The sequence below is a fragment of the Paenibacillus sp. DMB20 genome (assembly GCF_000987955.1).
GTDB lineage: Bacteria > Bacillota > Bacilli > Paenibacillales > Paenibacillaceae > Paenibacillus_AQ.
Genome location: NZ_LAZU01000029.1, coordinates 99,381 through 124,639, shown reverse-complemented (window position 1 = coordinate 124,639; position 25,259 = coordinate 99,381). Strand labels below are relative to the sequence as shown.

The following is a 25,259-nucleotide window of genomic DNA, read 5'->3' as shown; positions in this document are numbered from 1 at the left end:
GCATTGGATTTTTGTAAAACGCTCATGATCGTTTATTTTCTATGATCTCCACAAATTTTGCCGATGCCGGAGATAAAGATACGCTTTTTAAAAAACATACGCCTATGCTTCTCTTGGGTATTTCCCGAATGAGCTGTACTTCATGCAGTAATCCTTTGTTTAAGTACTCTTGGGAGAACTCCTTCGTCACGCAAGCTACTCCTAAATTTATTTTGGCAAACTCCAGTAATAAATGGTGTGATCCCAATTCAAAATCCGGCGATATCTTTATTCCTTTAGACAACATGTAATCCTCTACATATTTTCTGGAATTGGACTTTGACTCAAGAAAGATTAATGGCTGTTTTGCCACCTGATCAAGGCTGACAGGTCCGGATAAAATATTCTTGAACTTCTCTCCGCAAACGAAAATATCTTGAATATCAGCACATGGCCTTAGTTCTAATGCAGCATCTTCAAGCGGAAAATTACATATTCCGATATCAACCTCTCCTGATTTGATCAGGGCGCAAATCTCAAGCGTCGTGCCATTCACAATCTTGAACTTAATGTTGGGATAACGGTTATGAAAAGCCTCCAGATACGGGGGCAAAAAATACCTGGAAATCGTGTCGCCAACGCCTATCCTCAGCTCGCCTGTCGTTAAATTCTTAAGCTCCGAAATCCTTTCTTCGCCAACGCGAATTAAATTCATCGCCGAATTGGCATATTCAAATAAAAGACTGCCTTCGTTGGTTAGAGATACTCCTTTAGGCGTTCTAGTGAAAAGCCGGGTGTCCAATTCTTTTTCCAATTGCATGATCGCTTGACTAACGGCCGGTTGTGTCATGTAGAGGTCTTTTGCCGCCTTGGAAATGCTTTTATTTTTTGCTACCATACAAAACGTTTGATATAAATCCAACCTGTTCAACGTATAAGCACCTCTTATATCCATTATTCGATATATTAATTTCGTTTATATCATCAGATTGATGTATAGTACAAGTATAAATGTTATAAGGAGCGATTCGTTTGGAAAGAGTGGTTGGAACCGTCGTTCGGGGTCTCCGTTGCCCCATCGTAAACCGAGGGGACAATATAGAAGAAATCGTAGTGGATAGCGTGCTAAAAGCTGCGGAAGTCGAAGGCTTTCGCATCAATGACCGAGATATCGTTACCGTAACCGAGTCCATCGTTGCTCGCGCTCAAGGCAACTATGCTACGATCGATCATATTGCTAAAGATATTCGTTCCAAATTTGGAGAAGAGACGATCGGCGTCATTTTCCCGATCTTAAGCCGTAACCGTTTTGCGGTTTGTCTGCGCGGCATTGCCAAAGGGGCCAAAAAAATCGTGTTAATGCTCAGCTATCCATCCGATGAAGTCGGAAATCACTTGGTGGATTTGGACATGCTTGATGAAAAAGGCGTTAATCCTTGGACCGATGCACTAACCGAAGGACAATTCCGCGAACATTTTGGATACAAGAAACATACCTTTACCGGCATTGATTATATCGATTATTACAAATCGTTAATCGAGGAATACGGCGTAGAATGCGAAGTCATTTTCTCGAATAATCCCAAGACCGTTCTCGAGTACACCAAAAATGTTCTGACTTGCGATATTCATACGAGATTCAGAACCAAGAAAATATTGAAAGCAAACGGCGGCGAGAAAGTTTACAGCTGGATGACATTTTGTCCGAATCGATTGACGGCAGCGGATGCAATGAAACCTACGGTCTGTTAGGTTCCAATAAATCAACGGAAGATAGCGTTAAACTGTTCCCGCGCAATTGCCAACCTATAGTCGATAACATCCAGCATATGCTTAAAGAAAAAACGGGCAAACATATTGAAGTGATGATCTATGGGGATGGAGCATTCAAAGACCCCGTGGGCAAAATCTGGGAACTCGCGGATCCGGTAGTATCACCGGCTTACACATCTGGACTTGATGGCACCCCCAATGAAGTAAAGCTGAAGTATCTTGCCGATAATAACTTTGCCGATTTAAGAGGCGAAGAGCTTAAACAAGCGATATCCCAATATATCAGCAATAAAGACGGGGATCTGGTGGGATCGATGGAAGCGCAAGGGACTACGCCCAGAAAATTGACCGATCTTATCGGTTCCCTGTCCGATTTAACGTCCGGCAGCGGAGATAAAGGCACGCCGATTATCTTTATCCAAGGATATTTTGATAATTATACGAACTAAACTTATCAACGCAAAGGGGACGTCCCAAGTCAATGGACCTTTTGGGACGTCCCCTCTTTTGATGACCTGCAGGACAAGCCTATGTTACGGCATGGCGTCGTATCTTTCCTCGTTCACCAGTCCGCGAATAAAGGCCTCGAAGCTTGGAGCTAACCGTGTAATCTTGTAGTTGCTGTTTTTGTCGACATGAACCACCTCAGGTTCGCCGTCGTTTCCGGATGAACGGTAATCCAGCATCACCACTTCGTCTTCGGAAGGGCAATCGCAAATCACGACGCCGATTTCAGGATAACCCCCGCTCTCGATCATATTCCGGCTGCCTGTCTCCCCGCACAGTGATTTGGGCTTCGTTCGCCCGATTCCCAGAATGCCTGAAATCTTGATATGGTCTTTGCCGTCCGAGGCGGCTTCCTTCATGGGAAAACATCTGTTATGAGGAATTCCCCCGTTATGCCGCTTCATCGTTTGGATATAGAAGGACGGCAATTTAAATACCAGTTCTTCTTCCACGGAAGCAATCAGGTCATCGGTAGGAGGATCGGATATGTAAGTTTCCGCTGCATGCTCGCTGTCATCCCAGAAGTTCGTAAAATCAAAATCGGTATCAAACTCGACAACAGGCCCTTCGGCTGGCACTTCAACAGGACGTTTCTCAGCGGTTTTGCTCCGAATCCACTCCAGGAACTCCAGCGTTTCCTCGTCTCCCGGGTCCAATTGATCCGCGGTTTCAAAATATATCCGGGCTTCGTCGTATTTATCCAGATAGTAATGAGCCAGTCCCATGCGATAATTCCAAAGCGGATCATCTTTTCCCTCTTCCGCAATGATCGAGAACTGTTCAATCGCCTCTTCGTAACGTTCCAGGTTATTAAAGGCTCTGCCCAAGTGACTGATCAGTACATGATCTCGGTCCTCCGCGGGAATCTCCATAATTGAATCTACGATTCTTCGAATTCATCCTCTTCATGCCACGTTTCCAGCCGTGCCAAAAGCTCGTCTCTCATCATTTCCGCCTCCCACTCTAACGCCTTTTTCAAATTATACCATTCCCGGCACAACCTTCTCCAGCATGCAGCCGATCCGCAATTCGCATTTTATTTTAATTTTAGCGTCATTAAAAAGGCAACAAACAGAATACAACCGCCTGCTATGAATGGAGCGAACATATTAGCATCAAATAAGAATCCCGCTAAAGTCGGACCCAGGATATTTCCTACACTCATATAGGCATTATTCATGCCCGCTACATATCCTTGTTCATTCCCTGCCATCTTGGATAACTGTGTATTCAGTGATGGACGAAGCATAGCCGTAGCGAAGAAAATACCGGAAGTTACTAGGAGGTGTTTCTTTATTGCTTAAAAACGCAAAAAACCTCCTTATCCATGAGTTCCTGGATAGGAGGCAGACATACGAACAACAAAAAAGACACACTGCTCCCATGAAAGAAGCAGCGATCTTATCTTTATCAAAAAGCCCACACTAATCCTATCCAGAAAATTCGTTAAATAACGATTTTTTCTTTTTGGGGATAGATTAGTAGATCATTGGCTTTAGGTCACCTTTTCGGTTACTTATTGCTCGCTAGCATATCATAAGGTTTTGTATAAGGTCAATGAATCAACTGGTGCTTAATGATACTTAACATATATTTTAAGGAAAAAACAACCATTGCCAACATTAAGGCAATGGTTGTTCGAGTTGCTTGTTTACTTGTCGATCAGATTGGTTGTTTTCAGCAATCTGGCCATCAAAGCCGTCACTTCGGCACGCGTCATGCTTGCTTTCGGACTTAGCAGCTCTGGGCCGTTCCCTTGAAGAACTCCTGCCTTGATCATCTGTGCGAAATCCGCTTTCGCCCAAGCCGATACGTTGGCCGCATCTTTATACTCCGAGAGCAAAGATGCAATCTGATCTTGACTAAGCGCGGCTTTAGGCTCAACCAGGTTATACGCGCGAGCGATCATCGCGATTCCTTGTTCTTTTGTGATCTGCTTGTTGCCATAGAAGTTGCCGTCCGTGTACCCTCGGACGATATCATATTCATCCGCCAGCGCAACGGCATTGCGATACCAGGCGGAAGCCGGCACGTCAGGGAACAGGTTTTGCGGTCCGTCCTGACGCATCAAGCCCATGCCCAGTACGACAATCTCCGAGAATTCGGAACGCGTAACATTACGGTTCGGCGAGAATGTGTTATTCCCTGTTCCTTCCAGGTCAAGCCTTGCCGCAATATTGTTCACGTCCGCTTTGCCCCAGTGATTCTTCACGTCGTCGAAATCCTGCGGATTCCAGATGACCGAGTAAGTTCCGTGGCTGCGAAGATCGTTGATTTTGGCAAAATACCGGTCGTTGATCTTCGTGACGACGGTCGGAACGTGGAACACGCTGCCGTCCGGGTTCACGACTACGCCCGTCGTAATCTTATTAGGATCAACGTCTTTCGGTAATGCAATATACTTCACCGCGTAATCATTCAGCAGACCGGAACGAACCGTCTTCCCGCCGTGCGAGAAGGTCAGGTCCAGATCAACCGGATGAACGAGCAGCTCATAGCCTTTTGCCGCGGCCTGTTTACGGGCACTATCCGCAAGCGCCTGCGGAGAACGTTTGATATTGATGCTCACCGCAATATCTTCAAGCTTCGCATCGTTCATTTGTTTTGCAATCGCGCCCAAATCCAGCTGCTTGCCAGGAACCGGATAGATCGCGAGCAGATCTTCGATTTCCAGCGTCGAGCCGGTTTGCGCCAGCTTCTTGAGATCCGCCGCCGTCAAGCCTTGCACCTTGGTCTCCCCATCGACTGGAACTTTAATGGCAAGCTTCTGTCCATCGCCTTGGGACAGGATGCCGGACAGCTTGTCCTTGTCGATTTGAACCGTCGTATGCTTTCCGTCTCCGTCCGTTTTGGTAGTACCGGTCGCGAACGAAGAGTCCTTGCCATTCACCGTCGTTGTAATATTCGAAGACGTGGAACCTGGAACCGAACCCGTACCCGTTCCGGTTCCTGAGCCTGTTCCAGAACCAGAACCGGTACCTGGCGACGTTGTCCCTCCGCCATTATTGTTTCCGGCGGCTTCTCGTGTGATCGTAACGACGTATTCTCTAACTTTGCCGTCTTGGTCCGTTACTTTAACCTTGACCGTATTCTTGCCGACACCCAGCGGCAGGGCGGAGCTGGACGTTCCGCTTGCTACTTCAGCATACGCTCCTCCGTTGACGCTGATTTCGATCTTGGCTTTCGGATTCAGTGCCACAGGGGCAAATTTGATGTCATATACGCTATTAGGTACGTTCATCGTATACGATGTTACGTTCGAGTCGAAGCTCGGGCTCAATGCTCCGCTTGAAGGCGTTAAGGAGATCAGCTTGTTATTTCCTGCAGGATCGATTGAAACCAATCCATTCCGTGCTTTCTCCAATGCTTCAAGGGCTTTATTCACTTCCTCTTGGGTGGCTTTCGGATTACTCAGCACCTGTTTGGCTGCATCCAAGGCCTCTTGGAGCTTGTTCCAGCTTTCAGGCGTATAATGGGTTGGATTAAGTTTTCCGACCTCATCTACTTTCGATTGCAGAGCCGTTTTGTCGGTTTTTGTAATCGTAATGGTGTAGGTATTGGTTTTGCCTCCTACAGTTACTTCCACCTCAATGGTATTAGGACCTGGTTGAAGCTGCAGGTTATTCCAATCGGTTTTATCTGGGACTTCATTCTTGTTAAATCTCAGTTTGACAGTTCCTTCGGGACTCAGCAGCTCAGGCGCAACGGCAACACTGTAAACGTCGTCCCCTACGGAAGCCGTGTAATTCAGATATTTTCTACCGTCAAACGTTGGAGATAGTTCGATCTCCTCGTTACTTCCCGATTTGGTAACACGTAATTGATCAAGAATGGGTTCTTTTTTGACAAGATTCCCATAGGCTTTTTTCAACGCCTCATTCGCTTGGTCAATCTCTTTTTGCGTGGCATTCGGATTATTCAGCACCCCGTCGGCTGCCTTCAGAGCCTCGTCGAGTGCTCCCCAGCTTTCCGGCGTGTATTCCGAAGGATCCAGATTTTTGTTTTTAATCTCGTTTACCGTGTTTTGAAGCTCTGTCTTGTCTGCCGTTAATCCCTTGCGTGCCTCTTCCAGTTGTTTCAGAGCCTCATCGACTTCTTTCTGGGTGGCATTCGGATTTTTCAGCACTTCCTCAGCTTTCGTTTTCGCAGCAACGAATTCTTTCCAGCTGATTGGAGAATAGTCTGCCTCCTGCAATTGGTTAGCTGCCTCCACCGCATTTTTCAAATCGGTTTTGTTCACGATGGAAACGTTCTTCGTCGCGCTTAACGCAAAAGTTGCATCGTCCGGCATGCCGCCGTATTCAACGATGTAACCTTTAACTGAATTGTCGGGGGCATAATCATTCCATGTACCATCTTGGAAAATATGTGCTACGTACTCTACGCCAGAGTAATTATTCGGTTCTGCAGATTTCCAGTTATTATAGGTGCCTTCAACGGCTTTCCCGGCGCTGTTTGCGTAACCGTGGTAGAATTTCAAGCCTTTGCCACCGTCTTCCAGTCCTTCCGGTCCCGTTACCCAGCGCCAGTCGCCTGTTTTTTTAGGCTCTCCTTTCAAACGCTCAATATCGATCGCGCCGATCCAACCAAGACCGAGTGCTTTTTCCTTCACAAAGGCGTTTTCTGCCCCGCTTGTAATGTTTACAAGATAGCCTTGGCGTCCGAAGTATGTTTTCTTTGCTGCAGCTTCCTTGGCAGCACTCCATGTAATATTGGAGCTAGTCGTGATGTATTCATAAAAATGACCATTTTCTCCGAAAGCCAACGCGCTGCCAAGCGTGAACCGGATCACCCGGTCAGAAGGCTCGCTGGATGTCGTCAAAAACGTGACGCTTTTTAACGCTGCTTGGTACTGTTCAACGGATGCCGAGCCGGTTAATTTTAAAACACCATTGCTGGGCTCGTATTTCCCTGTAATTCCGGATTGATTGTTGAAGTTCAGCTTATCGCCGGATTTAAGACCTTCAATAACAATCGTCGCCCCATTCAAGTTAGCAACATAGGGAGCCAGTACGTCTTGATCAAGCGATAAACCCGCATCAATGACCGCTTCTCCTCCGTCAACGACAAAAGTCGTCACGCCTTCCGATGCCGTTATGGCTGCAGAGGCAGATGCCTTCGCCGCCTGCGGCATAAACACAGTGAGAAAGCCTTCCACTGCTAAAATAAGAACAAGCATCAGGATCGATTGTTTTTTCCACAAAAACTTACCGCCATGCGTATGCATGTCCAGTCATTCCTCCATTCTAAATACGATTGCAAAATATAAAAACTGGCCTTTATGGTCTGCCTTTGGCCGGAACCAACAGAGATTTTCCGTTGCGTTTACGGTTCCTTGGCCATATGTCGCCTCGCCCCCTTATTTTGGTAAACTCCGCTTTATGCACCCCTCCTTACGGTTGGACCGAAAAAACCTCCGTTCATAAGCGGGCTTCGCTAATTGACGGAGGTTTCCGTCGTATTCGGCAGCTGGCTGGCATGAGTATTTGCATTTTGGCAAATCCTTTAGCCCCTATTAGCTTTGCGTCCCCGCCTTTCAACGGGTTTGCTTTTATCGTACGAGCTTGTATGTAATAAATGATGCAAGAATAACCTACTGGAGATGACACTGAAACGCTCGCCCGTTTAGAGGGTCGGATCAGCCCCAACTTTGTTGAAAGCTGCCTGCATTTGTTTGATTTTGGAAATCAAATCGTCATCAATGACATTTTATGCTGCAAATTTGAATAATTTCTGAATAAGTCTATTTGGTAGTAGAGTAGTTTGACCAAATATAAAATTTTAAAAAAACCACTCCTACTTAAACTGTCCCCCTGTAGAGTAGACTTTAAAAAGGTCTCTCTAGGGTACAGTTCAATGCCGGAGTGGTTCTTCTGGTCGATCTGTATTCTACTTATGAAGTTAACGCTTTTCCCTCGTATGCTTCCTGCAACGCTTTCAAGTCAATTTTCGTCTTCGTTTGGAGCAGTGCTTTCATTACTCTTTCCGATTTATTCGGATCGGGATCGCTTATCATATCCGTCAACGTGCTGGGAACAATTTGCCACGATACGCCGAACTTGTCTTTCAACCATCCGCACACCTGGGCCCTTTCATCTCCACCCTCGGAAAGCTTTTCCCAGTAGTAGTCCAATTCCTCTTGATCGTCACAATGGACAATAAAAGAAATTGCCTCGGTAAAATTGAATTGCGGACCGCCATTCAAAGCGACGAATTCCTGTCCGTCCAGTTGAAATTCCACGGTCATGGCGGTCCCCTCCAGTGCCCTGTGGACATCGTGGCTTCCCTTTCCATAGTAAATCGTTCTTCCGATTTTGGAATTTTTAAATATCGAGGTGTAAAACTTAGCCGCCTCTTCCGCTTGCGAATTGAACCACAGGTTTGGCGTGATTTTTTGAATTTTGGTTCTCATCATCATTACCTCCTCCAGCTTCATTTTTCATTCAGTGTCTGCTTAAAGGTAACCATATCATGAAAGGAGAATCGTGGTTTCTTCCGGATTGCCATGATCAAACGAACGGCTTCTTCGCAAATACGGTTTATTCAAACGTACCGAACAATTCACGAAGATAATCCCTTCGCCCATTGTTCGTAGCGGTAAATCCACCACTATTCCCTTAAAGCAGCATTCAACCGTTCCTTATGTATCCATATCGGTTTTCGATGTCCTGTTTTCTCCAGTATTCCCTCAGCCGAAAACCGGTTCATCATTTCCGTAACGGTCTCGCGTATGCTTCCCGTCATGGTGGCTAATTCCTGATGCGTGAGCTCTACGTCCAGCTTGCGCCACCCGGTTTCCCCTCTCGCCCCATCTGTTTTGTCGGATTCGACGCCGAATTTGTCGGAGAGCTTTTGTAAAAGGAACAATAACCGCCGTCTCAAGCTGCTGAACGCCATATGCTCTAACAACTCCTCAACTTCCCTCAAGCGAGCCGAAAGAATTTCGATATACCTGACGCCTAAGTCCGGTTTTTCACGAATGATTTGCATCAATCGATCGTAATCGATTTTGCAAATGATCGAATCCTCCAGTGTAACCGCAAACGTGTTCGCCTCGGCCGAAGCTAAACCCACGTCGCCAAACATATGCCCGGGAGCCAATACGTCAATGGTAAACTCTTTGCCCTGATCCGTTAGCGTATAGAGTCGGACCGATCCCGTTTTGACCAGATATATAAACCTTTTCGTATGATGAGGAGACGTAATCAATGTACCTTTAGCCACCGGTTCGACCGGTACGTCTTCCCCTACATTCTCCAATTCCTCCATGCTGAGCCCGCGAAATAATTCCATTCTCGATAAATACTTTAGTTTATTCAATGGATCCTCCTCCATCATCCCGGGAATGTAGGCTAAACTACATTCTTTGCTAACGAATTGTTTTATCATTCTACTGAAACCTGAACTTAACAAGATAAGGCGGTGTCTACAAAGGTATGAGTATTCTCATCATTTCAGTCCAAGTTATTCTGATGGCAATGTTTACGGTATCCGTTGTCCTGAAATGGGGTCGTGCCGAAAGCATGGTCCGTCATTGGGAGGAGTACCGATATCCGATGTGGTTCATGTACGTAACGGCTTCACTCGAATTGCTTGGCGTATTGGGGCTCTTTCTCGCCTTCTGGTTTCCCGTTCTTCTAAACGCTGCAGCCTTCTTGCTGGCTGTCCTGATGATAGGGGCAATCCACGCACACCTTTTTCGTGCCAAGCATAAACCCGTTATGGCCCTTAATGCTCTTATCATGCTTATTTTGTGTACGGTAATCCTTTTGAGTTAAACAACTTGCCGAAGCCTCTGGAAGTAAATTCAGCACTGCCGTTATTTTCCTGAAGACAACCGGTTGAACAGGCTTACGAAACGCTGCAACCCCTCCCGCAGCTGTTGTTCGTTCAAATAGGCATAGCTCATTCGAATCCAAGAATTCATTTCCCTGAGCGGGTCGCATATGGAGCCCGGCACAAAGGTAATGGATTGCTCCATGCTTTTGCCGAGAAGGGCCTCCATCGGGGTGGATTCCGGCAGCTTGATCCACAGATTAAATCCCCCTGCCGGGCTGTTCCATTGCCAGCCTGTGGCGGACAACTCCTCTTCCATAATGTCCTTTCGGACCGCCAACGCGGTCCGGAGCTTCCCCAAATGCTGCTGCATGCGTTCCGAAAAGAAATAATGCAAAAAGATTTTTTGATTGAGCAACGGGGTCCCGTTGTCCGATAGCGATTTCGCCTTGACCAGGTATTTCATCAAGCCGGGGCGGCAGGTCACCATGCAATGCTCAGGCCCGGGGCGACGTATTTGCTGAAACTGCGAATATATAACACGTAACCGGCCGTGTCGTAGGCGAAGAACGGCAGCGGCGGTTCTTTTCCGAAATAGATGTCCGGACAAGAATCGTCCTCTACCAGCAGACATTGATATTGAGCCGCCAGATCCACAAGCCGCTTCCGTTGCTCCGCCGGAACGGTGTAGCCCGTTGGATTTTGAAAAGTAGGGTTGAGGTAAAACAGGCGCGGCTTGTATTTTCGCATCAATTCCTCCACTTGATCCAGACGGTAGCCGTAGGGGTAAATTTCAATCGGGACGATATTCGCCCCCTGTCTTCTGAACACATCAATCGCCGGGCTATAGGTGGGTCTTTCCATCAGTACGGTATCCCGCGGTTTGACCAAAACCCTGGCCATTAAATCGATGGCTTCCTGCGAACCGGAAGTAATCAGTATTTCGTCGTTGGTCACATCAAAATGATGCCGGTCCGCAAAATATCGCCGCAGCGCTTCCCGCAGTTCCAAATCCCCTTGCGTAGTAGAGTAGGTGCCCAGCACCTTGGGATATAGATCGAACACTTTTTTCACGTATTCGGAAAAATACCGGTTTGGCAGCAAATTAGGATCCAGCAATGCCTTGGAAAATTGATAAACCGCCTCCACCTGATGGATTTCGGAAAGACAGCTCTCATGGACATATGCGGAAACGATCGGATCCTGCTGCGCGGACAGCGGCAGCGTACTAGCGGGTTGGACATAATATCCGGATTTATCCTTCACGTATACTTTGTTGTTTTGTTTCAGCAATTGGTAAGCTTTGAAAACCGTTAGGCGATGCACTTCGAATTCCGCCGCCAGTACGCGAATCGAAGGGAGTTTTTCATGAGCCTTCCACTCCCCGCGCATAATCCGGTCCAAAAGATAGTCGTATACTTGCTCAAAAAGTTTATCCGAATGAACCTTCGAAAGAACGTTTCTCTTCATATGGCCTCCCTCCCTTTCCCTACATTATAAAGGATTCGTCCAGCTCTGTTCTATCCCCGTATAACTGTTCTATTCCTTCCCGCTTATTATATAAAAACACAAGGAGGAATGGACATGATATTGATGAATTATTTGCTGATGTGCCTGATTTTCGGGACGACCTTTTTAGCGATTAAAGTAGGGATCGATGCGGGAGCACCTCCTTTTTTCTCGGCTGGCCTCCGTTTTTTGCTGGCTGGAAGCATCCTTTTGTTATATATGGTCGTCAAACGAAAAGCGAAGTGGTCCCTTCTGCTCCGCAAAGAGATGTTATTGACGGGTGCGGGACTAACCTTCGGCGTGTTCGCAACGCTATACTGGGCCGAACAGTATTTGAGCTCAGGGATTGCGGCCATCTTGTCGGCAACGGCTCCCCTCATGATTGTATTGCTTCAATCCGCCATAACCCGGAAGCGGCTTCCGGTCAGCTCCTTGGCAGGCTGCCTTATCGGGTCCGCCGGCGTCGTTTTTCTGCTTTTGCCCGGCCTTACCGTTACCTTCAGCACGCTTTGGGTGCTTGGATGCGCGGCTGTACTATTGGGCCAAGTCTTTTATTCCGCCGGTGCCGTATATTCGCGGCATGTCGTGCAGCGGTTTCAAGATACGTCTCCCATCGCTTTGAATGCGGCTCAGATGATGTATGGCGGAGGGCTGCTTCTAGTTTTGTCCTTATTCACGGAAAAAATCGACATTGAAATCATGCTTGCTCCAAACGCCGTTTCGTCTCTTTTATATTTAGTCATCGCGGGGTCCATGATAGGACACACCATCTTTTATTGGCTGATCGCCAAAACCAATCCCGTGTTTCCATCCACCTGGCTCTATATCTCGCCGTTGATTGCCCTTTGCCTTGGCGCCGTTTTATACGATGAGCCAGTTTCGGTTTTATCGGTGGTCGGCGGAATCACGATCATCATCGGAATCGTTGTGATCAACATAGATAATTTGAAGAGCTTCGTGCTCAGAGGCAAGCAAGCAAGGAAGGAAGTCAGCAAAACCACCTGAAATAAGACAACTCGTAAAACTCCCTCCTATACTTATAGGCCATAAAGCAAAAAGCAGTCCGTTCCGCTCACAAGGAAACCGACTGCTTTTGCTTTAACAACGCCGCATTAAACGCACCTTAGTTAAGATTTAGCATGTTCAATATTTTTTCTGAAACGGCTTCTTGGTTAGACCAATGAATATAATGCTCGGAATGAGGCAAAGTCTCCTGTTCACTCTGATTAGACCAATGCAATAGTTGTCTCTGAACTTCTTCCCAATCACCGCCGCTATCCGATGATAAAATAAGAAGCGGAATATCCTTTAAATGCCCTGCTTCAATGACTGCCTGTGCATTTTCATTAATAAGCCGTATAGCATTTACGTTGCTGTACTCCCCGACATGATTATAGTACATGGCGGCGTCTATGCTTTTAATCTCATCCGGAAGCGACTCATTGCGTATGTTCTCACCTGTAAGCGGAAGAAGTAATCCGGCATTGCCTAATGCCTGATCACTCCTGTCGCTCGGAAGCCCGCAAAAATCCGGTTAATCCAATATGACTTCGTCTCGGAATCTTTCGCATAATATTCCGGACTCCCGCCATCCAATAACACGATTCCTTTTACCTCACCCGGGTATTTTTGAGCATAACGAATTGCCTCCAGTGAAGCTAAGGAATGCCCTACAAGAATGTAAGGGGGGTTCTCGCCTGCTTTCTGCAGCAACTCGTGCAGTTCATCCACCACAGTGTCGATTGTTCTTGGGATATCCGTTTTCCCGCTCCAACCAAATCCGGCATGGTCATAGCTTACCGTCCTGGAATAAGGCTGCAGTTTGTTTTGCAAATAATAAAAATCCGTGTAAGCACTGGGCGTTCCTGAGCCAGGAATGAAAACAACGGTAACTTCGCCTTTGCCGACGCCGTATAAATGCATGTCATGGGCGTTTATATGATAGATTTGTCCTTTGGGTGCATGTTTGCGCGACTCTATCTTCATCATCGCGTTTTGCCAAATACCGCCTATGCCAAGCAATAGGAGAACGATTAGAAGGAGCTTCATTCCTATCCTTAATCGTCTCTTCCGCATTTTTTTTATCATGATCATTATTATCCGTTCAGATTATTATTTTCGTTTTAATCGTACTAGACCTCGCATTATAACCTATATTATAGATTGCTCTACAATAATATCCAAATATGATATCAGAGAATGTCTCCCCCACCTCCCGACAAAAGGTTTATTCAGATTTTGTCGAGATTTGTTGTTTAGAATAAAGATCGTGTGAGGGGGTGGAGTAGACTTGCGTATCGACATTCTAAACGAAATGCATAAACATAGTCATGGTGATGAACAGAGATATCGCTTGCTGATGAGATACTTACGTCTGTTGGATCAAGAAAAGAAGCAAAGAGGATTTCTTAAAAAATTTAAAAAACAATGGAAATCTTATATGAATCAAAAGGAAGCCGACCGGAAAACAACCGGCTGAACTTTTTGTCTGCCACAGTTAATAGAATATTCCTTCGTACCCGTACCCGTCAGGCAACTCATTCAGCGGCAAAGCGGCAGTTCCCATATTTAAACCAATTTTAAACGGAACCCTCCGTTCGTTTTAACCTTGGTCTGTTACGATAAAGGAAATTCGGGGATCAAGGGAGAGGAACGTATGCGGGGATTGGAAATGTTGTTGGTCGCGTCCTGCGCCGCGGTGCTGATTATGCTGCTGATCCGCAAGGAAACGAACCGAACGGCCGGGGTTATAGCCGGCATCGCCTGCGGTGCATTGTTGGCTGCGCAACTGCTGTTTGAGGGGTATAGATGGCAGATTCTTCCGGCCTATAGCGTCGCCGCGCTGCTTGTCGTCATCGCCTTATCCGGGCGCAGAAAGGTTAGGAAACCTCTGCGTTACACGATATTAGCCATATTCGTTGTTTTGTTGGGCGGATCGGTTGCCTTGTCGCTGCTTCTGCCGGTTTTTCATTTGCCTACGCCTTCAGGCGAGTTCCGGGTGGGAACGGAAACGTTCCATTTTATCGACACCCACCGGGAAGAGACGTTTACCGAGCAAAAGGGCGACAAACGGGAACTTATGGTTCAGGTATGGTACCCCGCTGCGGAGTCTGGCGGAAGTTCCGAGAAAAGCACGGTGTTCCCTCAAGACAAAAAGCTGTTCCATACCTATATGCAAGCTTATTCCGGCTATCTGGGCCTTCCCGCGGCCGCGCTCGACTATTGGAAATACAGCCGGGCCAACGCATACGCCCATGCGGATTTGCTGCCCGCAGACGATCCGTACCCGGTGGTGCTGCTGTCGCACGGCATGGGGGTCGGCAGGATTTTGCATACGTCGCAGGCCGAAAATTTGGCCAGCCACGGCTATATCGTGTTCGCTATCGATCATACTTACAGCACGGTCACGACCGCTTTTCCGGACGGCCGGGTGACCGGCTTTCTTACTGTACAGTCTCAGGATCGTTTTTTTGAGGACAGCCGCGCCATTTTGCAAGTGTGGAACAAGGATGCCGCATTCGTCGTCTACCAATTGGAGAAGCTGAATTCCGGCGCCATCGTCAGCAAATTCAAAGGAAAGCTGGATATGGACAACATCGGCATGATGGGCCACTCCTTCGGAGGAGCGGCAGCTTTTAAAGCCGTTTATTCGAACCCGCGAATCAAAGCCGGCGTGAATATGGACGGTTCGGTGTTCGAAACGAAAGGCCGCGACGACATGAAGAAACCGTTTATGTTCATAGAATCGCAAGAGTTTATGAAAGTAAACGAGCAGCAGGCGAAATACCGCAAAACCCCGATCACGGACGAAGAACTGAAGGCGCTCCAGTTCACGCGAAAACAGTTCGACACGATCCTGGAGAATCGGGAATTGGAGCTTAAGCTGATGGACCGCGTAATGCAACAAGACGGCGGAAGGGTGATATATATCGAAGGAACCGGACATTACAACTTTACCGATCTTGCGTTGTATTCGCCGCTTATCGGACAAATCGGCATGGCGGGGAGCATTGACGGAGCAAGGGGAGCGGAGCTCGTTAACCGCTATGTGCTGGAATTTTTCAACCAACATTTGCGCGGAATCGAAAGCAAGCTTCTGGCCGGTCCCCATGAGGATTATCCGGAAGTGAAGTATCCGAAATCGATGCTCCAAGGAGAGTAGAGAGACAGGTTGATGAAACCCAGCAGCATTTACATGTAACCTTAAATTTTTTTGCGGAGAAGCGCCCTTCGAGTAACGGGGGGCGTTTCTTTTTGTTTACGGCCCTATAAAAAAATTATCCCTGCCAACGGTTGAAAACGAAAGAGCCTCCCACATGATGTGGGAAGCCCAAATATTTGCTTATAGGTGGGATCCGCCGCTTGCATCGAGCAATTGACCGGTCACCCAACGGCTGTCTGGCGAAGCAAGAAAGGCAGCAATATCGGCGACATCCTCGGGTTCTCCCCATCTGTTGAAGGTTGAGAGGCCTGCCGCATATTTTTGTCCATGGGGATCTTGCAGCGTCCCGGCGTTCATCTCCGTGTTAATGATGCCAGGTTGAATGGCGTTCACCGTAATGTTGCGGCTCCCCAGTTGTTTGGCCAAAAGAAGCGTGAAGGTGTCGATGGCCCCTTTCGTCATGCTGTAGGTGAACACGCTTGGAGAGGCCGCGCGCGTTACAAAGGAAGAAATATTAATAATGCGCCCCCCGTCTTTCAGACGCGGTAAAGCTTGCTGGGTAACAAAAAGCGGCGCTTTGACATTTATCTTCATGACCTCGTTAAAAGAATCTTCCGTTGTCTCCTCAAAGCTAAGAATCTGACCGATCCCGGCATTGTTGACAAGAATATCGAATCCGCGGCCGTCCGCATGTTCCCGAATGGCATTATCCAGTGCCGCAAATAAATCATGAATGCCGTCAAGCGTGCTCAGATCAGCGCCAATCGCGCACGAGTTCCCGCCGCTTTGCTCGATCTGGTCGACGACGGCTTCCGCCTCGTTTCGTCTTCTTCCATAGTGAACGACGACAAATGCTCCCTCTTGTGCCAGACGCAATGCGATACTGCGGCCGATTCCCCGGCTTGCTCCGGTTACTAAAGCGATTTTACCTTCCAACTTCCCCATGCTTCTCATCTCCTCGTCCGAATTCAATATAGTTATATCACGGGACAACATTTGAAATGTTGCGCTCTCATTCGGTGCCAAGGGGATGGTTCCATAAGGATAACCTCCTTCAGAAATCGCAGTTTTCTGTTCGCAGGATAGCCTGCGATTTAAGAAGCGAGGATTATATAAAGAAGTACCAATGCATGTATCGCATAGTAATAACTCCTTTCACCTTTTATTTATCCAAATGTCGAATAGATGGAAGCATCGCGCATAGAAGTGCAATTCCCATGACGCAACCCCCTGATAACATAAACCAAGCATGAATTCCAACACGATCTGCAAAAATACCTGACACGATCAAACCGATCGGCATGGCGAAGGACGTCATACTGCCCACTAGGCCAAATACCCGCCCTAAATATTCAGGTTGAATTTTCTCTTGAATGAGAGCCATCTGTACGCCGCTGTAAAATGGACTTGAAAAGCCCATAAAGAAACTGCACAGAACAAAGATAAGGAAGCCATTGACCGGCAACAAGCCAGAAATGAATAACGTAATTCCCATTAAAGAAATGGAAAAAATAATGCTCAGCGCGCGGTTTTTGAATCCGCCCCAAACACCAAGCGACAAGCTGCCAAACAACATTCCAACCGCAAAGACGATTTCAACAATTGAAGCATGGGTTGCCGTTCCTCCGAAATAACTCATGCTCATTAAAGGGAACAAGGCATTGATCGGCATAAAGACAAACGAATATAGCGCACCAATCCAAAGCAATGCAAATAATCCCTTCGATTTCCTAAAGGTTCGATAGCCTTCTTTTGCTTCTTCGAAAAAGTTGCTTTTAACACTTTCGCCTTGCGTCAGTTGCTTCGGAATAGCAACCATCGCCACGGTGATCGAAGCAATTAATGCACCCAGCACATCAATGGCAATAATTGCGTTTAGTTCCCATGTTGCATATAGGAAAGCTCCAATTGCAGGGCTTAAAATATAGCTTACCGACTGTACCGATTGGCTGTATCCGGCGCACTTCGTCAGTTGATCCTCGGGTACCAACAAAGGCGTTACCGCACTCAATGCAGGTGTGTGAAATGCCGTTCCGATACTACGGATAAATAAAACGATCATCACGACCCATGTCGGCAGGTCGATGGTGAGTGCCACCACTGCCAAAGCAGCACCTGCGGCTGCAATGATAAGGTCTGCACCGATCATAACAAGTTTTCGATTCCAACGGTCAACCCATACGCCGATCATGGTTCCCAAAATGGCTTGAGGTAAAAAACCTACCATTGTTGCCATCGAGAGTACCATTGCAGATCCCGTAGTATCGGTTAGATACCAAATAATCGCCATTTGCAGGACAGCGCTAGTAATTAGTGAAACCGCCTGACCTGCCCATATGGTAAAGAAACTTCGCTTCCAATTTTGTTGTATCATGTCCATTCTCCCTGCATTTTTTTATTGTCTTCTGTTTTAGGCAATAAAAAATGCAGATCCAAGTCCACATTGCGGGCTTAGATCTGCATTTATCACGAGAGAACACGGCGATACAAGGCATAGCAAAAAAAAGCTATCCAAATCGCGCTCTATGTCTACATACGTAAAAATAAGCAGCTCAAAAAAAGCCCACAGTTGTGGATAAAAAAATCCGCTTTTTTATTGCCAGCTTATCTTAAACGCATGGAATGTAACATAGATAGCGTGCCTCCTAAAAAATATATATTGGATAATAACATCGACTACTCCAACTGTCAATTTAACGACTCAATGGGCTTCCGTTTTAATTGCCTTGCTTTTCGTGGTTCATGAGCCACTGTTTCCGCGTCAGGCCGCCGCCATAACCTCCCAGGCCTCCATTGCTATTGATGACACGGTGACACGGCACGATAATCGCAAGCTGGTTCATCCCGTTGGCCCGCGCAACCGCGCGAAAAGCAGACGGCTTTCCGATTATGGCTGCTATTTCCGAGTAGGAGCGCGTTTCTCCGGCAGGAATTTTTCTCAATTCATCCCATACTGATTTTTGAAACGGCGATCCAAGGTAATGAACGGGCGTTTTGAATTCTTTCAATTCACCGTCAAAATATTGATTGAGCTCATGCTCGATCGATCGGATCGGGTCCGCAGAACCGGGAATAATGGCGGTTTTCGTTCTCTGCCTAAGCTTTTCAATCTCCCGTTCCAACCCCCTTCGATCAACGAACTCCAAAAGATAAAGCGCTTCGTCATCCGAAATGGCGACCATGGGGCCCAGCCTCGTATCCAGCCATGCCGCTTTCAGAACGTGACCGTTTCCAAGCTGACTGGGAGCGGAGCCCATGACCCGCGAAAACGCGTCCCTGAAGCCGCTGCTTGATTCATACCCGGCAGAAAGTTGTGCATCGATCACGTTATCACCCTCCCTTATTTGCTTCATGGCAATCCCCATCCGCCGTGCACGCGCATATTCAACGAATGTCATCCCGAACCGTTTTTTGAATTGACGGCGTGCCGTCGAAGCATCCATCGATAATTCTTGAAAATCCCTTTCCCTCCATCGTTTTTCGGGATTCTCTTCAATGGACTCTACAAGCATTTGGACAACTTCCGAAACATGGTTTGGATGGGAAAGGGGACGGCATCGTTTGCAAGGACGAAAGGAAGCAAGCAATGCCTCTTTGGCCGTCTCAAAAAATTCGCAGTTCTCGTATTTTGGTTTTCTTGCCGGACATGTAGGGCGGCAGAACACGCCGGTTGTCTTGACTCCTACGTAAAACAGACCCTCATATTCCGTCTTTTTCTCAATCAGTGCCTGATAATACTCTTGCTTATACTCGGCTTTAATCATTCCAACCACCCTAGATTCAACTTTAAACGCTTGGATTGTGTTTTTTATTATAGCTTACCGTCCTCCGGGCTGTCCGCCGAAAATCAGGCATTGATTTTTTACGTTGATGGGCAGGTATTACAAGTTCATGTTCACCTTCAAATCAGGCTATAATTGATATGAAAGGATACCCGAATATAGGTAGGAGATGAAATACAATTGTCTAAATCCATCGTAGAAAAGCTTGGCTTACAAAAGTACAAACAGGTAGCGATATTGAATCAGCCTGAAGGAACGGATTATTTTGCGGAGCTGACAGGTTATGATACCGCGCTCAAGGAGAGCGCATATGATCTCATATTTGCTTTTGTGCTGGATATGGGGTCCTTAAAGGAACTGGTTAACCGTGTAATTGAAGGGCAGCTTCTTCATAGTAACGGTTACCTCTTCGCGGCATATCCCAAAAAGGGGAACAAGGTTTATGATACGTTTATCCACCGTGATGATCTGCTTGCGGGTCTAGGCAGCGATGAGCAGGGATATGTCGGGACAAGCAATATTAAATTTGCGCGCATGGTCGGACTGGACGATGTCTTTACCGTTGTCGCTTCAAAGAGGACGCCAAGGGTAAAGGCCTGACTTCCTCCAAGGCAAGTCAGTGTGTGGATGATTATATTTCATGGATTCCTAGCGTGGAAAAGGATCTGGAAGATACTCCGGAGCTGCTCGAATTATACCAAGCGCTTACCCCGGGATACCGTAAAGATTGGGCTCGTTATGTGTACAGTGCCAAACAGGAGGCAACAAGAGCAAAACGCCGGGAAGAAATGAAGATGATTCTTCAGGCAGGTTATAAAAGTCGCGATCTATACCGCAAAGACCATCCGTAGACAAAAAACCTCCATCCCCATAGGTTGGAGGTTATTTTCGGTCTTCACCACGCCTTATTTGGCGCCGTATCTACACTAACCGTTTAAAATTTTCAAATGATATAGACTTCTCTTTTTCGCTAAATTAAACTTATAATGGAATTCAGGTTAATTTTGCCATTCCCGAACGAGGATGAAAGCGAGGTGTATGCCATTGACTTCCATTATTGTGATCATCGCCATTTTCTCACTACTTACAACGTCAATAACGTTCGCGATCGTTTTCAAGGGATTGCGAGCCCACAAAAAACGAAACTTGCAACGTAAGGCGATACTTGCCGGGGGTACGTCCGCACAAGCGGTCATCAACTTGATCCAGCAAACGAATGTGCAAGTTGACGATCAGCCGGAAGTATTGCTCGATCTGACCGTCACTAAGCAGGATGGCGAGATTATCCATACCGTCGTAAAGACCGTCATCCAGATCGTGAATATTCCCGCATTTCAAAAAGGCTGCGTCATCGAAGTGAAGTATATGACGATAGACAACGAGCAAAAATTCGAGGTTGTAGGTGCCTATGTACCTTGAAAAGCGCGTTGAAAATATTGCATAAACGTTCAAAACAAAGGGAGATGTTCCGGCAATGAGTGCTTTTGACGTGCATATCGGCAAGCTGACCTACATGTCCAGGAAAGAGGACAGACCGTGCTCTTAATCTTCCACAGTCCCAGCGAACCACATCCCCATGCGGCTCAACCTACGCTGCCGGCCGCTTCCCTTGCCGATCCCGAATCTGCGTCTTGTTCACCGCACAGGTTATAGAAATTCGGCAAAACTGATTTTTCGCATTTCATAATCGGCACCGATGCTTTTCAGTTTAGCCTCGATTTTCGCGGCACCCAAATCAATCCCCTTGTACACTTGCAAAGGCACCTCCTCCAAATAGGACTTCGCTTGCGAATAATCACAGGAGAACGTTTTTTTGATGAACATCAGCGTTTTTATCTTGTTGCTGCCTTCACCTGTAATAAATACTTTGTAGTATTCATACTGCACTTCCTCGCCTGTCTCCCATTCCTCGGAACTGCGTGGCAATAAGACGCTATGAAGAAACTCGGCAAGATGGTCATATGCAATGGAAAAATCCCAAGTGCCCGTTCCGTGCTCCGCCGTATAAATGACGGTGTCCCCTCTGGATAGATCGATACAATAAGGGTCGCCTTCATCCATAGCAATGACCAGATAGCTGTTCGGCCAGTCCGAAATTTCTTCATTCGTAACGGGATTATAGTTGTATCCCCATTGACCTTCCGGCAAGTGTTCGGCACCGTAAATAAAAAGATTGATATATTCGTCCGTGCTCCAAGCCACCGATTCGGGAACATAATGCTTTAGGAAGTATAAGTATTCATCAGGAAGACGCCATTTGTCGGATACCATGCGCATGGCTTTTTCTTCAGCTTCGGTTACAAGATTCATGGGATACTTGGCATAAAATTCGGGATCTAGTTTCCGCATCTCCTCCAAGGCTGCTTGCATTTTCTCTATAACTGCATCGATTTCCTTATAATTATTCCCCAAAATTATTCACAACCCCTATTCAGCCTATTTCATTTACTAATCCTTCCGACGATAAAGCACAGAGCGAAATGGATTACCTAAACATTCCCCGAAATCGTTTCGCACCCTTTAGACAAGAGCCATTGTTTCATAACGGCGAACGCCTGTTGTGCATCTGGTTCATAGAAGACGGCCACCTCTTGCTGGTAGGCATAATTCAATCTGATATAGCCGCCCAGTTGCCGGTAGAACAGGAAGCAAGCATACTGGGTCTCCATGGACAGATCAGGCGGAAAAGCCGCTCGGCACATGCCGGCAAGCTCGGGCAGCGAAAGCTGATCCTTCCTCGGCGGCAAGCGAAAAAAGAGATGGCTCCGCGTACCCGTCCATGGTTCATAATAGACGGCTCCCTCTTGGCTGCTTCCATACACCTGACTATATATTTCGTCCAGCACCAAGGCGTACATCCCTTCGTCTTCCTGCTCCGGTGCTTGCAGTGAAAGCGCCTTTATGTGCTCTGCATGCCGTGGAAGCCAGAGGAACCCGGACGTCTGGGGATGCACCGCCAGAAAATCACCGTCCACCGTTGTGCCTATAGCGACACACTGTCCGATCTGTTGCTCTGTAATTGGGCTGTCTTCGTCATGCTCCCATAAACCGTACTCGGCAAAAGGCTTAAGGATTTCCGTATCCGGCAAATGAACATTCATCCACCCTCTGTAAGTCCCTTCGCCGAACCGCCGCAAAAACCGGAGGTAGCCCGGCGGGAACGAAGCGTCGTTTTCCTTCGCAAGTGCCTGGTTTCGGCTATCGGATAGCGGCTTTGGCTGGGATACAATATACATGAAAACTCCTCCTGTTTTCTGAATGATCATCCATAAACGAATTTCCATAGGCATGGCTCAGGTTGAAATGAAACCGACCACACTCTGCTTTGGAGTAAAGCAGCAGGATGCAATTCTCTGGAAGTATTTTACCACAATAGGTATATTCTGAACTGAGGCTTTCGTTTCAGAAGTCGTTATGATCGATAGCTTTTTGTCATACGATTTTGATCGCCAGATTCATTTTAGGAAGAAATGGAATCAAGGGAACTTAACGTCAAATAACCCCTACTTTCTCCGGCAGGGGCATTAGATCAGTTTATTCCTAAAAAATGAAGGTAATCGGTAGCGATTTCAAGTGTTTAACCTATCTGTGAGGTAAAAGTCTTGACGTCTACATAAAGCACGCCTTCACCCGCCCATATTCAGGCAATGATTTTTTCTTTTCATTGCAACTAGGAGGAAGGTTAAGAGACCGTGAACTACCAATATCGCGACTAGACAATAAATTAGAAATTCGATGTCTGGAAGGAAAAGCCCCACCGTCCTCCATGAGATACCCATGCTAGATGTGAACAATGGAATCAGCCCGGCAGCCAATATGACGGAGAGAACACCGGTAGACAACCATATTCTTTTATTTATCGTGGTTCTGCGTTTTAATCGGATTAAACTTACTACAGATATAATAGCAAGCAATAATGCAACCCCAAGCGTTATCCATTGCGTGCTTACATTTAATTGTGCCAAATCCGGATGTTTACCGTTCATAATGGCCCGAATTCCTTCCATTATACTTAAGTAAGAAATGGCCTCTAACTCATGGTATTTATTTGTCACCAAAACGGCGCCCAGATTCTGTTCTGGTATAAAGAAAATTTCCGATTTATATTCTGGCGTTGCACCCGTATGGTAAGGATATTTATGACCCGATCTAGGAAAGTGCCAACCCAAGCCGTACCTCCTATCTTCTTTAGGGGGCGTTTGTAATTGTTTTAGGCTTTGTTCAGTAAGTAACTCCCCGCCGTCTAGCATGAATGTTATAAATTTAGCAAGGTCACTGGCGGTGGAAGAAATATAACCGTAGGGTGCTCCCGAATGATCATACAACCCATCTCCTTCAACAGGTTTGCCCAGCCATGAGTGAAAACCAGGCACAAATCCTTTATCGAGCGCACTATCATAATCAGCAGCAGTATTGTTCATGCCAAGAGGTGAGAATACATGGGTACTCATAAATTGTGAGAATGACTGGTTGGTCACCGCCTCAATAATAGCTCCTAAAAGCAAATAGTTAGCTGAATTATATTCATATGCCTCACCGGGGGCATGACTTAATTTTACACCGCTCAGTTCTTTAACAGCTTGAGTAATGCCATTCTCCTTGTCACGACTTTCCCGATCGGTTACTTTCATTCCGTCATAAGCGCTAATCCCGCTCGTTTGTTCTAATAGATTTCGCACAGTTATTGATTTTTTGCCGTCTGTTTTATAGGTAAACCAAGGAATATAAGTCTCTATCGGTTCATCCAGCTTTATTTTATCGTCTTCTGCTAACATCATAATTGCAAGAGATGTCAAAGGCTTGCTTACCGAACCTATAAGAAAAGTCGTGTCTGCTGTTACGGCTGACCCGTCGCTCATTGTCCCCCAACTATCTTGAAAGACGGTCTGACCGTTATGTACGATTGCCAGCGAAGCTCCAGGAATATGATATTCCTTCATGGCTTTTTTCATAAATGTTTTAATTTGTTGGGTCTTATCGTGGCTTTCGGCAGCTAGAGAAAGTGATGGGGCGGCAAGCAGGAAGATGAATAAACTGATTATTACTTTTTTCATATGATTTCACCTTTTTGTTTATTTATTCCATGATTAAATGAACATATATTCATCTAAATGGAGTGGGATTTGCTTAAATAAAGCTCAATAAGCTCGATCAATAAACGATACGATTCTTCAATATCAAATTTATCATCAACAATTTTCTGAAGCGCTAGCCCGTCAAAACAAGCCAATAGTATTCCGGCGAGCGCAGAAGCATTATGGGGATCCCCAACGAAGTGCTGCAATGGCGCGGAAAGACTCTCTCTTCCATTCTTGAGAATAGACGCTACTTGCTGTTCAAGATGACCGCTCTCGCTTTTCATTCCAAGAGAATAAATTTCATATCGCCAACGATACCAGTCGGGGTTGCCTTCCGCTCTGGATTTGATTTCAAGTATAACTGCTTCGAGGTTTACAGAGTTGTCCGGCTGTTTGTCATATTGGCTCTGGTAATGCTTTTGGACTTCATCCTGTACGGAAAACAACAATTCTTCTTTATTTTTAAAATAATAATGCACAAGTCCCGAAGTCATACCGGCTTCGTTTGCAATATCTTTTATCGTAGCGTTAACGTATCCTTTTTTTACGAATACTTTGTAAGCCGCATCGATTAATTGTTTCCTTTTATCCTGTTTGCTCATATAATCCCTCCTTTTATTGGTCGACCAACCAAATTATAATGACCGTACAGAATAAAGTCAATAATTGGACATTGTTCGTGATAGCACTCGT

The 25,259-nt window shown here is 46.5% G+C and carries 18 protein-coding genes, 5 pseudogenes and 1 riboswitch; of the genes and pseudogenes, 7 read left to right on the top strand and 16 right to left on the bottom strand.

The features are described from left to right. Positions 1-22: 22 nt before the first annotated feature. Positions 23-910 carry a LysR family transcriptional regulator gene (locus XI25_RS14785; protein WP_442950394.1) on the bottom strand — a complete coding sequence of 296 codons (888 nt, stop codon included), beginning with the start codon at positions 908-910 and terminating at the stop codon, positions 23-25. Positions 911-1,011: 101 nt separating this feature from the next. Here XI25_RS14785 and XI25_RS14780 point away from each other — a divergent pair. Beyond that, positions 1,012-2,201, top strand: a pseudogene (locus XI25_RS14780) (coenzyme F420-0:L-glutamate ligase). Positions 2,202-2,285: 84 nt separating this feature from the next. Here XI25_RS14780 and XI25_RS14775 read toward each other — a convergent pair. The 5 genes and pseudogenes from XI25_RS14775 to XI25_RS14760 form a co-directional block, all read right to left on the bottom strand. Next, positions 2,286-3,205: pseudogene (locus XI25_RS14775) on the bottom strand (SMI1/KNR4 family protein). A 90-nt stretch (positions 3,206-3,295) separates the two neighbouring features. After that, a pseudogene (locus tag XI25_RS34685) lies at positions 3,296-3,541 on the bottom strand (MFS transporter); the annotation flags it as partial. 369 nt (positions 3,542-3,910) lie between these two features. Further along, on the bottom strand, positions 3,911-7,462 hold the full coding sequence (locus XI25_RS14770) for an S-layer homology domain-containing protein (RefSeq protein WP_160308921.1): 3,552 nt from the start codon (positions 7,460-7,462) through the stop codon (positions 3,911-3,913). Positions 7,463-7,720: 258 nt separating this feature from the next. Next, positions 7,721-7,819, bottom strand: a riboswitch (cyclic di-GMP riboswitch). Between the two features lie 333 nt (positions 7,820-8,152). Then, positions 8,153-8,671 (bottom strand): VOC family protein, encoded by a 519-nt coding sequence (locus XI25_RS14765; protein WP_046679262.1) that lies wholly within the window; start codon positions 8,669-8,671, stop codon positions 8,153-8,155. A gap of 197 nt (positions 8,672-8,868) precedes the next feature. Then, a complete protein-coding gene (locus XI25_RS14760) occupies positions 8,869-9,579 on the bottom strand; it encodes a Crp/Fnr family transcriptional regulator (protein WP_046679261.1) in 711 nt (236 codons plus the stop codon). A 116-nt stretch (positions 9,580-9,695) separates the two neighbouring features. Here XI25_RS14760 and XI25_RS14755 point away from each other — a divergent pair, with 116 nt between their 5' ends. Continuing rightward, positions 9,696-10,037, top strand: coding sequence for a DoxX family protein (locus XI25_RS14755; RefSeq protein ID WP_046679260.1), 342 nt, complete (start codon positions 9,696-9,698; stop codon positions 10,035-10,037). Between the two features lie 41 nt (positions 10,038-10,078). Here XI25_RS14755 and XI25_RS14750 read toward each other — a convergent pair. Then, positions 10,079-11,505, bottom strand: a pseudogene (locus XI25_RS14750) (aminotransferase-like domain-containing protein). Between the two features lie 114 nt (positions 11,506-11,619). Here XI25_RS14750 and XI25_RS14745 point away from each other — a divergent pair. After that, positions 11,620-12,549, top strand: a complete 930-nt coding sequence (locus tag XI25_RS14745) for a DMT family transporter (RefSeq protein ID WP_046679259.1) — start codon at positions 11,620-11,622, stop codon at positions 12,547-12,549. 118 nt (positions 12,550-12,667) lie between these two features. On the opposite strand, the gene XI25_RS33740 is transcribed toward XI25_RS14745, so the two are convergent. Together XI25_RS33740 and XI25_RS33735 are read right to left on the bottom strand one after the other, a co-directional pair. Continuing rightward, on the bottom strand, positions 12,668-12,946 hold the full coding sequence (locus XI25_RS33740) for a hypothetical protein (RefSeq protein WP_200901431.1): 279 nt from the start codon (positions 12,944-12,946) through the stop codon (positions 12,668-12,670). 86 nt (positions 12,947-13,032) lie between these two features. Beyond that, complete coding sequence (locus XI25_RS33735; RefSeq protein WP_200901430.1) at positions 13,033-13,632, bottom strand: alpha/beta fold hydrolase; 600 nt, start codon at positions 13,630-13,632, stop codon at positions 13,033-13,035. Positions 13,633-13,834: 202 nt separating this feature from the next. Here XI25_RS33735 and XI25_RS14735 point away from each other — a divergent pair, with 202 nt between their 5' ends. Continuing rightward, complete coding sequence (locus XI25_RS14735; protein WP_046679258.1) at positions 13,835-14,023, top strand: hypothetical protein; 189 nt, start codon at positions 13,835-13,837, stop codon at positions 14,021-14,023. A gap of 177 nt (positions 14,024-14,200) precedes the next feature. Then, on the top strand, positions 14,201-15,706 hold the full coding sequence (locus tag XI25_RS14730) for an alpha/beta hydrolase family protein (RefSeq protein ID WP_046679257.1): 1,506 nt from the start codon (positions 14,201-14,203) through the stop codon (positions 15,704-15,706). A 180-nt stretch (positions 15,707-15,886) separates the two neighbouring features. On the opposite strand, the gene XI25_RS14725 is transcribed toward XI25_RS14730, so the two are convergent. The 3 genes from XI25_RS14725 to XI25_RS14715 form a co-directional block, all read right to left on the bottom strand. After that, on the bottom strand, positions 15,887-16,651 hold the full coding sequence (locus XI25_RS14725) for an SDR family oxidoreductase (protein ID WP_046679256.1): 765 nt from the start codon (positions 16,649-16,651) through the stop codon (positions 15,887-15,889). A gap of 217 nt (positions 16,652-16,868) precedes the next feature. Continuing rightward, positions 16,869-18,080, bottom strand: coding sequence for an MFS transporter (locus tag XI25_RS14720; RefSeq protein WP_200901429.1), 1,212 nt, complete (start codon positions 18,078-18,080; stop codon positions 16,869-16,871). 343 nt (positions 18,081-18,423) lie between these two features. Then, positions 18,424-19,470: a bifunctional transcriptional activator/DNA repair enzyme AdaA gene (locus XI25_RS14715; RefSeq protein WP_046679254.1), complete on the bottom strand. Its 1,047-nt coding sequence runs from the start codon at positions 19,468-19,470 to the stop codon at positions 18,424-18,426. Positions 19,471-19,668: 198 nt separating this feature from the next. Here XI25_RS14715 and XI25_RS14710 point away from each other — a divergent pair. Both XI25_RS14710 and XI25_RS14705 read left to right on the top strand, forming a co-directional pair. Continuing rightward, a pseudogene (locus tag XI25_RS14710) lies at positions 19,669-20,339 on the top strand (YdeI/OmpD-associated family protein). Between the two features lie 187 nt (positions 20,340-20,526). Continuing rightward, complete coding sequence (locus XI25_RS14705; protein WP_235439888.1) at positions 20,527-20,907, top strand: hypothetical protein; 381 nt, start codon at positions 20,527-20,529, stop codon at positions 20,905-20,907. 228 nt (positions 20,908-21,135) lie between these two features. Here the strand turns inward: XI25_RS14705 and XI25_RS14700 are convergent, their stop codons facing one another. From XI25_RS14700 to XI25_RS14685, 4 genes are all read right to left on the bottom strand, one after another. Beyond that, positions 21,136-21,900, bottom strand: a complete 765-nt coding sequence (locus tag XI25_RS14700) for an SMI1/KNR4 family protein (protein ID WP_046679253.1) — start codon at positions 21,898-21,900, stop codon at positions 21,136-21,138. A gap of 77 nt (positions 21,901-21,977) precedes the next feature. Beyond that, on the bottom strand, positions 21,978-22,724 hold the full coding sequence (locus tag XI25_RS14695) for a hypothetical protein (RefSeq protein WP_046679252.1): 747 nt from the start codon (positions 22,722-22,724) through the stop codon (positions 21,978-21,980). A gap of 390 nt (positions 22,725-23,114) precedes the next feature. Beyond that, entirely contained in the window at positions 23,115-24,542 is a 1,428-nt protein-coding gene (locus tag XI25_RS14690; RefSeq protein ID WP_046679251.1) for a serine hydrolase domain-containing protein, read from the bottom strand. A gap of 53 nt (positions 24,543-24,595) precedes the next feature. After that, entirely contained in the window at positions 24,596-25,168 is a 573-nt protein-coding gene (locus tag XI25_RS14685; RefSeq protein ID WP_046679250.1) for a TetR/AcrR family transcriptional regulator, read from the bottom strand. Between the last annotated feature and the right edge of the window lie 91 nt (positions 25,169-25,259).

Coding starts and splice junctions, on each gene's coding strand:
- XI25_RS14725 (WP_046679256.1), bottom strand. CDS start 16,651: ATGGGGAAGTTGGAAGGTAAAATCGCTTTAGTAACCGGAGCAAGCCGG.
- XI25_RS33735 (WP_200901430.1), bottom strand. CDS start 13,632: ATGATAAAAAAAATGCGGAAGAGACGATTAAGGATAGGAATGAAGCTC.
- XI25_RS14730 (WP_046679257.1), top strand. CDS start 14,201: ATGCGGGGATTGGAAATGTTGTTGGTCGCGTCCTGCGCCGCGGTGCTG.
- XI25_RS14715 (WP_046679254.1), bottom strand. CDS start 19,470: ATGATTAAAGCCGAGTATAAGCAAGAGTATTATCAGGCACTGATTGAG.
- XI25_RS33740 (WP_200901431.1), bottom strand. CDS start 12,946: ATGTACTATAATCATGTCGGGGAGTACAGCAACGTAAATGCTATACGG.
- XI25_RS14695 (WP_046679252.1), bottom strand. CDS start 22,724: ATGTATATTGTATCCCAGCCAAAGCCGCTATCCGATAGCCGAAACCAG.
- XI25_RS14690 (WP_046679251.1), bottom strand. CDS start 24,542: ATGAAAAAAGTAATAATCAGTTTATTCATCTTCCTGCTTGCCGCCCCA.
- XI25_RS14755 (WP_046679260.1), top strand. CDS start 9,696: ATGAGTATTCTCATCATTTCAGTCCAAGTTATTCTGATGGCAATGTTT.
- XI25_RS14720 (WP_200901429.1), bottom strand. CDS start 18,080: ATGATACAACAAAATTGGAAGCGAAGTTTCTTTACCATATGGGCAGGT.
- XI25_RS14765 (WP_046679262.1), bottom strand. CDS start 8,671: ATGAGAACCAAAATTCAAAAAATCACGCCAAACCTGTGGTTCAATTCG.
- XI25_RS14705 (WP_235439888.1), top strand. CDS start 20,527: ATGCCATTGACTTCCATTATTGTGATCATCGCCATTTTCTCACTACTT.
- XI25_RS14745 (WP_046679259.1), top strand. CDS start 11,620: ATGATATTGATGAATTATTTGCTGATGTGCCTGATTTTCGGGACGACC.
- XI25_RS14685 (WP_046679250.1), bottom strand. CDS start 25,168: ATGAGCAAACAGGATAAAAGGAAACAATTAATCGATGCGGCTTACAAA.